The following is an 8,720-nucleotide window of genomic DNA, read 5'->3' as shown; positions in this document are numbered from 1 at the left end:
GGAAGACATGGCGGCAGCGGCCAAATGGTACGAGAAATCGGCGGAACTCGGCTTCCCGCCGGCCGAATACCGTATCGGAAATTTCTACGAAAAGGGCATCGGCGTCGCGCGCGACATCAAGAAGGCGAAGACCTGGTACCAGCTTTCCGCGGCACAGGGCAACGCCAGCGGCATGCACAATCTGGCCGTGCTGTTTGCCATGGCGGCTGACGGCGTGACCGACAATGAATCGGCCGCGCACTGGTTCCAGGCGGCGGCCGACGTCGGCGTCAAGGACAGCCAGTTCAATCTCGGCATCCTCGCCGCCAAGGGCGTCGGCATGAAGCAGAACCTCGAGGAGTCCTACAAATGGTTCGCGCTCGTCGCCAAGACAGGCGACAAGGATGCGGCGGCCAAGCGTGACGAGATCGCCAATGCGCTGCGGCCCGAGCAGCTCGAGCGCGCCCGCGCCGCGACCGAGCTGTGGAAGGCCAAGCCGCTGGATGCGGCAGCCAACTCGGCCGACATTCCCGAGTCCTGGCAGGACGGCGCGCCGCAGACGACCGCCAGCATCGACATGAAGAAGGCCGTCCAGAACATCCAGCGCATTCTCAACAAGAACGGCTACGACGCCGGCGGCGCCGACGGCAAGATGGGCCAGAAAACGAAGACCGCGATCATGGCTTTCCAGACCGACAACAAGATGGCGGCGACCGGCGAAGTCGACGAAAACCTGGTGAAGGCACTGCTGGCGCGCAAATAACGGCAGAGGCGTCGCTTCCACGACGCCCTTGCCACACATTCGCCTGTTAACTGATTGAGATGTTTTTTGTTTCGGCGGCGTAGCGCGGTTTGACTTCGCAGCACCTCCGGCGCAAGAACGAATTGGCTTGTCGGTCCAAGATGCCCGCAACGGTTGCATTCGCCGACAGGCAGAACTGATCGAGACTGACGGGTGGGCATCTATCTCCCGATCGCGGAAATTTCCGTCAATATCTTCGTCCTGCTGGCCATGGGCGCGGCGGTGGGTTTCCTGTCGGGCATGTTCGGCGTCGGCGGCGGCTTCCTCATCACGCCGCTCTTGATCTTCTACAACATCCCTCCGGCGATCGCTGTCGCCACTGGCGCCAACCAGGTCATCGCCTCCTCCGTCTCCGGCGTCCTTTCGCACATGAAGCGCGGTACGCTCGACCTCAAGCTCGGCGGGGTGTTGCTGGCCGGCGGCATTGTCGGTTCCACCGGCGGCATCTACGTCTTCGCCTTCCTGCGCAGGCTCGGCCAGCTCGACCTGTTCATCTCGCTGCTCTACGTCGTGCTGCTCGGCACCGTCGGCGGGCTGATGCTGGTCGAAAGCGTCAATGCGCTGCGCGTCGCGCGCAGCGGTGCGGCGCCGGTGCTGAAGAAATCCGGCCAGCACAACTGGATCCACCGCTTGCCGCTGAAGATGCGCTTCAGGGCGTCAAAACTGTTCGTCAGCGTCATCCCCGTACTTGGGCTTGGCGCCGGCATCGGCTTCCTGTCGTCGATCATGGGCGTCGGCGGCGGCTTCATCATGGTGCCGGCACTGATCTATCTGCTGAAAGTGCCGACCAATGTCGTCATCGGCACCTCGCTGTTCCAGATCATCTTCACCTCCGCCTATACGACGCTGGTCCACGCCACCACCAACCAGACAGTCGATGTCGTGCTGGCCTTCCTGTTGATGGCGGGCGGCGTCGCCGGCGCGCAGTACGGTGCCAAGGCCGGCCAGAGGCTGCGCGGCGAGCAGCTCAGGGCCTTGCTGGCACTGCTGGTGCTGGCGGTGGCGATACGATTGGCGATCGATCTTTTCGTCACCCCGCCCAACCTCTATTCGCTGTCTGCCGCGGGCCTCAACTGATGAAGGCTCGCAGCACATTCGCAACCGCCATTGTCCTGTCGCTGCTTGCGGCCGCCGTGCCGGCGAAGGCACAGGTCCCGCTGACCGAAGGCATCCAGATCGGTCTCTCCACCGACAACGTCTCGATCACCGCCGGTTTTTCCGGGGCCGATCTGACCATCTTCGGTTCGCTGGAAAACCCGGATCCACTCGTCGCGCGCCAGGGCCGCTACGACGTCATCGTCGTGCTCGAAGGTCCGCCCAAACCGGTGGTGGTGCGCCGCAAGGACAGGGTGCTCGGCGTCTGGGTCAATCTGGACTCTGAGACCTTCGAAAACGTGCCGGTCTCCTATTCGGTGGCGACGACGCGGCCGCTGCAGGACATCACCGAACCCAACAGCTACAAGCAGCTGTCGCTCGGCGCCTCCAACCTCTATATGCAGCCCGCCGATGCCGGCGACAGCCCGGCGACGATCGAGGAGTTCACGGCAGCACTGCGGGAGCGCAAGTCAGCGACCGGCCTCTACAGCGAGAATGTCGGCGGCGTGCAATTCCTGTCGCAGAACCTTTTCCGCGCCACCGTCAGGCTGGCGCCGAATGTGCCGGTTGGAACCCACAAAGCCCGCGCGTTCCTGTTCAAGAGCGGTCTGTTCATCAAGGAAAGCTCGGCCCAGCTCGAAATCCGCAAATCCGGTTTCGAGCAGTCGATCTTCCGTGTCGCCCACAATTATTCCTTCCTCTACGGCGTCTTCGCGATATCGCTGGCCATGCTGACCGGCTGGCTCGGAAGGCTGATCTTCCGGCGAGATTAGGATTTTCCCCGAAAAGTGGTTTCCCTTTGCCGAGGCATGCGGTAGATCGCGCTCCCCAGCCAAATGGCAGACACAAACAATTCGGTTCGGCAGAGCAGCCCGTCCCCGGACAGCGCGCGATTTCTCATGGCGCCTGTCGGCTCGCCGACGACAAATGCAGGAACTTGTCATGCGACCAGCCTTCGGCGGCATCGACTTCGGCACTTCGAACTCCACCGTGGGCGTGGTCCGCAACGGGCAGCCGCGCCTCGTCGCGCTGGAGAACGGCCAGGTCACGCTGCCCAGTGCCGTGTTCTTCAACTTCGAGGACAACCGCACCTGCTTTGGCCGCCAGGCCATCGCCAATTACACCGACAGCATCGAAGGCCGGCTGATGCGTTCGCTGAAGAGCGTGCTCGGCAGTTCGCTGGCCCATGAAAAGACCCGCATCAAATCGCGGTCGATCGGCTTCATGGAGATCGTCGGCATGTTTCTTGGCCATCTCAAGAAGAGGCTGGAAGCCGATGCCGGCGATACGGTCGAGACCGTCGTTCTTGGCCGGCCGGTGCAATTCGTCGATGACGATGCCGAGGCCGACGCGAAGGCGCAAAGCGAACTCGAGAACGCCGCACGTGCCCAGGGCTTCAAGCACATCGCTTTCCAGTTCGAGCCGATCGCGGCGGCGCTCGACTACGAGCAGAAGGTGACACGCGAGGAACTGGCGCTGATCATCGATATGGGCGGCGGCACGTCGGACTTCTCGATCGTGCGGGTCTCGCCGCAGCGCTCCCGTTCGCTCGACCGCAAGGACGACATCCTGGCCAGCCGGGGCGTCCATATCGGCGGTACGGATTTCGATCGGCTGCTGAGCATCGCCCATGTCATGCCGCAGCTCGGCTATTTGACGCCGACCAAGGACGGCAAGCGCAACCTGCCGGCAAGCTATTTCATCGACCTCGCCACATGGCAGCGCATCAACCTGGTCTACACCGCCAAGGCGATGACGCATCTGCGCCAGATCCGCTACGAGGCCGAGCGCGCCGACCTCGTCGACCGTTTCATCCACGTCGTCGAACACCGCTACGGACACGCGCTGGCCGCACGTGTCGAGAAGGCCAAGATAGAGCTGACCGACAGGTCATCCGCAGAGGTCGCTGTGAAGCTGCCGGGTGCGGAGTTCACCGCCGAAATCACGCGCAGCGGGCTCGACGCGACGATTGCCAGGGACATCGAGCGGGTCACCGCAACGGTCGGGCAGACTATCAGGGACGCTGAGGTGAAGCCGTCCGACATCACCGCGGTGTTCCTGACCGGCGGATCGACCGCGATCCCGCTGGCCAAACGAGAGATCCTGTCGCTGGTGCCGCAGGCATCCGTCATCGAAGGCGACATGTTCGGCTCGGTCGGACTTGGCCTGGCGCTGGATGCGCAACGCAAGTTCGGCTGAGGCTTTCTTCGAGCGGTCCAGCTTTTCAGAGATTACTGATCCGCTTTAGGCCAGGTCGTGTACCCATAACCTTCGGCGTGATGCGATGAAGATCACGTCCGCTTTGCGCCGATAGCGACCAAGCTCGTGCGCCAGCGCGATATGTCGCAATGGGCCAGAAGCTGTCGTGGGGCCGCCGTGACAGATGCCTACCCGCGTGTCGTCAAAGTCGAGAGCTGGTCAGTATCGTAGCGGTTCCGCAGCTCAGCGAGGGCTTTTGGGTCCGGCGCACCCTGCGCCGCGAGTTTGGCAAGTTCTTCGAAGTAGCGTTCGTGGCCAGGCGGAGAGACGGTCATCAGCACGCGGGCGGGTCTCTCACTGACATTCGTGATGTCGTGCGGCACTCCCGGTGGAATGAACAGATAGGTTCCGGGCGTTGCGCGAACCGTCTTGTCGCCGACATGCCACGCACACTCGCCTTCGAGCAGGTAGAACGTCTCTTCCTGCACACGGTGAACATGCCGTCCGGTGGCGAATCCCGCTGGGATCGTCCAGTCGAACATGCTCGTGTGCTTGGTGTTTTCGCCGGTGACGAGGAAGACCATAGGTTGACCACGCAGCATGATCCCCTTCTTCTCGTCGGGCATGCGAATAATGGCATTGGCGCTCATAGGATCCTCCTTTGACTGGGTGCTTACTTCCGGCAAGCACCTGTGCGACATTGGCCGTCGATGCCGGGAAAGTCGTGAATTCGTTCCCAAAAATTTGCTAAAAGCGTTGGATGACAATCGGAGGCGACCTTTATCAGTTTGGCCCGTTCCGTCTCGATCAGGTGGCGGGCATTTTGTATCACGGCACCGAGCCAACCATGCTTGGGCAACGCGCCGTTTCGCTTCTGCGTTTGCTGCTCCAAAACGCGGGCGTACCGGTATCCAAAGACGCGCTGGTCGAAGCCGGCTGGGGCAAATTGGCGGTTGCCGACAACAACCTGACGGTCCAGATCGCGGCCTTGCGCCGGGTATTGGCCGACGCAGCGGATGCTGAGAGCTGGATCGAAACACTGCCGCGCCGAGGCTATCGCTATGTAGGACCGGCTGTTGCGACGAGTGTCCCTGATCGTTTTGCAGCCGCCCGCACCGCGTCGGCGCCGACCTTGCCTGAGAAGCCTTCCGTGGCGGTCCTGCCGTTCTCGAACTTGAGCGGAGATCCGCAACAGGAGTACTTCGCCGATGGAATGGTCGATGACATCATCACCGGCCTGGCACGCATAAAATGGCTTTTCGTTATCGCGCGAAACTCGACCTTCGCTTACAAAGGCCGCGCCGTGGACGTGAAGCAGGTCGGCAGCGAGCTTGGCGTACGATATGTCCTCGAAGGCAGCGTGCGCAAAGCTGGCGGTAGTGTGCGCGTAACCGCTCAGATGATCGATGCATCGACCGGCGCGCACGTGTGGGCCGAGCGCTACGACCGCAGTTCGGAGGACATTTTCGCGCTTCAGGACGAAATCGCGCTATCAGCGGTGGGCGCGATTGCTCCAAGCTTGCGAAAAGCGGAAATTGAACGTGTCAGGCGGAAGCGCCCAGAGAGTCTCGACGCATACGATCTCGTGCATGATCGCGCCGCTGCATTCACGGCATTAGACGCAGCCCTCGCCATTAGCCCGTCATCGGCGCTGACTTACATTCTTGGCAGCGTCGTTCTCGGATGGGCCGGCGAAGCAGAGCGCGCGATAGAATGGAGCGAGAAGGGTATCCGGCTAAGCCCGTTCGATTCGTGGGCTTGGGCCGCGTTTGACGCCCAAGCAATGAGCCATTTGCTGCGCGGGCGTTACGAAGAAGCTTGTCGCGCAGCCTACAAGTCCGTTCAAGCCAATCCGGCACACAGCATCACCTACGTGCAACTGACCGCTGCGCTCGCCAAACTCGGCCGGCTGGACGAAGCGAGGGCCGCCGCCGCGCGCGTGCGCGAGCTTCAGCCGGGCTTCCGCTACAGCCGCCAATTTGCTGGCGTGCGCTGTGCGCCAGCGCTCGCGGAGACTCTGGGAAGCGCGCTGCGGGACGCCGGATTGCCAGAGTGACGGCTGGGCGTCGAGGCGGACAGCGCTAGCGAGCCCATCTGGGGAGGAAGGTCGTGGTGAGGCGTTTCAATCAGCCACTCGATACAAAGTACCAAGACCTCCGAGCCAACGGCAAAGCCGCAAACTCTGATACTCTAGCCCGCCGACGGGGCATCCGCCTTGCCGTCGAGATGCGCCTTAAGCGCCATCTGGGCCAGGCTTGCCTGGCGATCGCGATGGGTGATCATGGCGAAGTCGCGTTTCGGCAATTCGAGCGGCACGGATCTGAGACTGCCTTCAGCCACGGCGCGGGCCACGACAAGCTCCGAAATGATGGTGGCGCCGGCTCCCGCCTCGACCGCCTGGCGGATAGCCTCGTTGCTCGGCAGCACCAAAAAAATCTGCAAGTCGGCGAGCGAAATGCCTTCGTGGCGCGCCAGATCCTCCAGCACTTCGCGTGTGCCCGAACCGCCCTCGCGGATGATCCAGCGCAGGTCCTTGATGTCGGAGTGGCCGGGCGCAACTTCGGCGATCTCCGGATGCGTGCTGGCAACCACCAGCATCAGCCTGTCGACGTCGACCTTGGTGCGGCGCAGGATGTCGGACTCGGTGCGCCCCTCGACCAGGCCGAGATCCGCCGCGCCATCGAGGACATTGGCCTCAACCTGCCTGGTGTTGCCGATGGAGACGCTCAGCCTGACGGCCGGATAGGCTTCATGGAAGGAAGCCAGCCGGCGCGGCAGCCAGTAGCTGGCGATGGTCTGGCTGGCGGCGATCGAGAGGCTGCCGGTGACGGTCTGCGAGACATGCTCCAGCACATTGCGGGCGGCGGCGGCCCGTTCGAGCACGGCCTTGGCCTCCGGCAGGAACCGGTGGCCGGTCTGGGCAAGCTCGATGTTGCGGCCGACCCGGTTGAACAGGTGGACGCCGTGCTGTTCTTCAAGCGCCCGGATGGCCGCCGATGCCGCCGACTGCGAAATGCCCAGCAGTTCCGCCGCCTTGGTCATGTGGCCGCGCTCGGCGACGGCGACGAAAATCCGCAACTGATCCAGGGTCATGTCCACATTAAGAACCAATATCGATCGAATTTACAAGAACAACTGATTAGACAGATCGATACCTTTATTCTAAGTTTTCCGGCGAAGTTAGAAAAAATTCGCCGAAAGATCGCAGAGAGCAGAATGATCGGGCGGCTCAGATCCCTGCTTGCGCATTGGACCCGCGGCTTAAGGCGGCGGCTGGCCGGCGATCGCTATCACCCGGAAGAGCACTATATGCGCGGCCCCGGGCCGAAGACGCGGGCCAAATCCATGCGCCGTACAGGCGCCACCGGATCATGATGCAGGGACCGCCGCGCGGCGCGAATTCGGCACCATCGCAACGCCCGCTTGCCGACACGCGAGCGCCCGATGAAGGCGACGGCGTCGACACCTCGCCTGCCGTTTCCGACAGCATCGCCAAGACGACCTGCTACATGTGCGCCTGCCGCTGCGGAATCGATGTACACATCAAGGATGGCAAGGTCCGCTACATCAACGGCAACAAGGACCACCCGGTCAATCGCGGCGTGATCTGCGGCAAGGGCAGCTCCGGCATCATGCAGCATTACAGCCCGGCAAGGCTGAAGAAGCCATTGCTGCGCGCCGGCCCGCGCGGCTCCGGCGAGTTCCGCGAGATCGAGTGGGAGGAGGCGTTTTCTATCGCTACGGAACGGCTGTCGAACATCCGCCGGACCGACCCCAGGAAACTCGCCTTCTTCACCGGCCGCGACCAGTCGCAGTCGCTGACCGGCTGGTGGGCGAGCCAGTTCGGTACGCCGAACTTCGCCGCCCATGGCGGCTTCTGTTCGGTCAACATGGCGGCCGGCGGCCTCTATACGATCGGCGGTTCGTTCTGGGAGTTCGGCGAGCCCGACTGGGACAACACCCGGTATTTCATGCTATTCGGTGTCGCCGAGGATCACGATTCCAACCCGATCAAGATCGGTCTCGGCAAGCTCAAGGCGCGCGGCGCCAAGGTCGTCTCGATCAATCCGTGCCGCACCGGCTACAATGCCATTGCCGATGACTGGATCGGCATCCGGCCCGGAACAGACGGCCTGTTCGTGTTCGCCCTCATCCACGAATTGCTCAAGGCGGGTCGCGTCGATCTCGAGTATCTGCTGCGCTACACCAATGCCCATGTTCTCGTCGTGCAGGAGCCAGGTGCTGCCGATGACGGGCTGTTCGTGCGCGATGCCGACGGCAATCCGCTGGCTTGGGACAGGGTGGCGAAGACACCGGTCAGCGCCGCCGATGCCGGTGCGAAACCGGCGCTGACCGGCAGCTTCACGATCGGCGGGCGCCGCTGCGTCCCGGTGTTCCAGCTGATCGCCGACCGCTACCTCGATGAGAGTTACGCACCGGACTCGGTCGCCGAGCGCTGCGGCATTGCCGCCGACACGATCCGCAGGATCGCCGCCGAACTCGCCCATGTCGCCTTCGAACAGACGATCGAATTGCCGATCGCCTGGACCGACTGGGCCGGGCGCCGCCACGAGACGATCAAGGGGCGGCCTGTCTCGATGCACGCCATGCGCGGCATCTCTGCCCATTCGAACGGTTTTCACAC

The 8,720-nt window shown here is 62.9% G+C and carries 9 protein-coding genes; 7 read left to right on the top strand and 2 right to left on the bottom strand.

Features of this window, described 5'->3' with window-relative positions:
• From ENZ75_RS12215 to ENZ75_RS12200, 4 genes are all read left to right on the top strand, one after another.
• A partial coding sequence (locus tag ENZ75_RS12215; RefSeq protein ID WP_164887792.1) for an SEL1-like repeat protein occupies window positions 1-742 on the top strand: 742 nt, incomplete at its 5' end.
• A 192-nt stretch (window positions 743-934) separates the two neighbouring features.
• The gene (locus tag ENZ75_RS12210; RefSeq protein WP_128278116.1) at window positions 935-1,858 is read left to right on the top strand and encodes a sulfite exporter TauE/SafE family protein; all 924 of its coding nucleotides are present in this window, start codon (window positions 935-937) and stop codon (window positions 1,856-1,858) included.
• Complete coding sequence (locus tag ENZ75_RS12205) at window positions 1,858-2,649, top strand: TIGR02186 family protein (protein ID WP_013533664.1); 792 nt, start codon at window positions 1,858-1,860, stop codon at window positions 2,647-2,649. Before ENZ75_RS12210 ends, ENZ75_RS12205 begins: the two co-directional genes overlap by 1 nt.
• Before the next feature lie 169 nt (window positions 2,650-2,818).
• Window positions 2,819-4,075: an Hsp70 family protein gene (locus ENZ75_RS12200; RefSeq protein ID WP_027161735.1), complete on the top strand. Its 1,257-nt coding sequence runs from the start codon at window positions 2,819-2,821 to the stop codon at window positions 4,073-4,075.
• 188 nt (window positions 4,076-4,263) lie between these two features.
• On the opposite strand, the gene ENZ75_RS12195 is transcribed toward ENZ75_RS12200, so the two are convergent.
• Window positions 4,264-4,725 carry a cupin domain-containing protein gene (locus ENZ75_RS12195; protein WP_013533666.1) on the bottom strand — a complete coding sequence of 154 codons (462 nt, stop codon included), beginning with the start codon at window positions 4,723-4,725 and terminating at the stop codon, window positions 4,264-4,266.
• Between the two features lie 110 nt (window positions 4,726-4,835).
• Here ENZ75_RS12195 and ENZ75_RS12190 point away from each other — a divergent pair, with 110 nt between their 5' ends.
• On the top strand, window positions 4,836-6,131 hold the full coding sequence (locus tag ENZ75_RS12190; protein WP_063170006.1) for a winged helix-turn-helix domain-containing tetratricopeptide repeat protein: 1,296 nt from the start codon (window positions 4,836-4,838) through the stop codon (window positions 6,129-6,131).
• 134 nt (window positions 6,132-6,265) lie between these two features.
• Here ENZ75_RS12190 and ENZ75_RS12185 read toward each other — a convergent pair whose 3' ends face one another.
• Entirely contained in the window at window positions 6,266-7,168 is a 903-nt protein-coding gene (locus tag ENZ75_RS12185; protein ID WP_063170005.1) for a LysR family transcriptional regulator, read from the bottom strand.
• Here ENZ75_RS12185 and ENZ75_RS12180 point away from each other — a divergent pair.
• Window positions 7,118-7,450 carry a hypothetical protein gene (locus ENZ75_RS12180; protein ID WP_127390035.1) on the top strand — a complete coding sequence of 111 codons (333 nt, stop codon included), beginning with the start codon at window positions 7,118-7,120 and terminating at the stop codon, window positions 7,448-7,450. The two genes, ENZ75_RS12185 and ENZ75_RS12180, sit on opposite strands and share 51 nt — an antisense overlap.
• On the top strand, window positions 7,447-8,720 hold a 1,274-nt coding region (locus ENZ75_RS12175; protein ID WP_164887791.1), incomplete at its 3' end, for a molybdopterin-dependent oxidoreductase. The genes ENZ75_RS12180 and ENZ75_RS12175, both read left to right, overlap by 4 nt.

This window comes from Mesorhizobium sp. M7A.F.Ca.CA.002.04.1.1 (genome assembly GCF_004022805.1).
Lineage (GTDB): Bacteria > Pseudomonadota > Alphaproteobacteria > Rhizobiales > Rhizobiaceae > Mesorhizobium > Mesorhizobium ciceri.
This window is presented reverse-complemented; position numbering and strand designations above follow the sequence as displayed.

Bases quoted from the DNA above. Each gene is read 5' to 3' on its own strand.
- ENZ75_RS12200 (WP_027161735.1), top strand. From the start codon at position 2,819: ATGCGACCAGCCTTCGGCGGCATCGACTTCGGCACTTCGAACTCCACC.
- ENZ75_RS12185 (WP_063170005.1), bottom strand. From the start codon at position 7,168: ATGACCCTGGATCAGTTGCGGATTTTCGTCGCCGTCGCCGAGCGCGGC.
- ENZ75_RS12190 (WP_063170006.1), top strand. From the start codon at position 4,836: ATGACAATCGGAGGCGACCTTTATCAGTTTGGCCCGTTCCGTCTCGAT.
- ENZ75_RS12205 (WP_013533664.1), top strand. From the start codon at position 1,858: ATGAAGGCTCGCAGCACATTCGCAACCGCCATTGTCCTGTCGCTGCTT.
- ENZ75_RS12195 (WP_013533666.1), bottom strand. From the start codon at position 4,725: ATGAGCGCCAATGCCATTATTCGCATGCCCGACGAGAAGAAGGGGATC.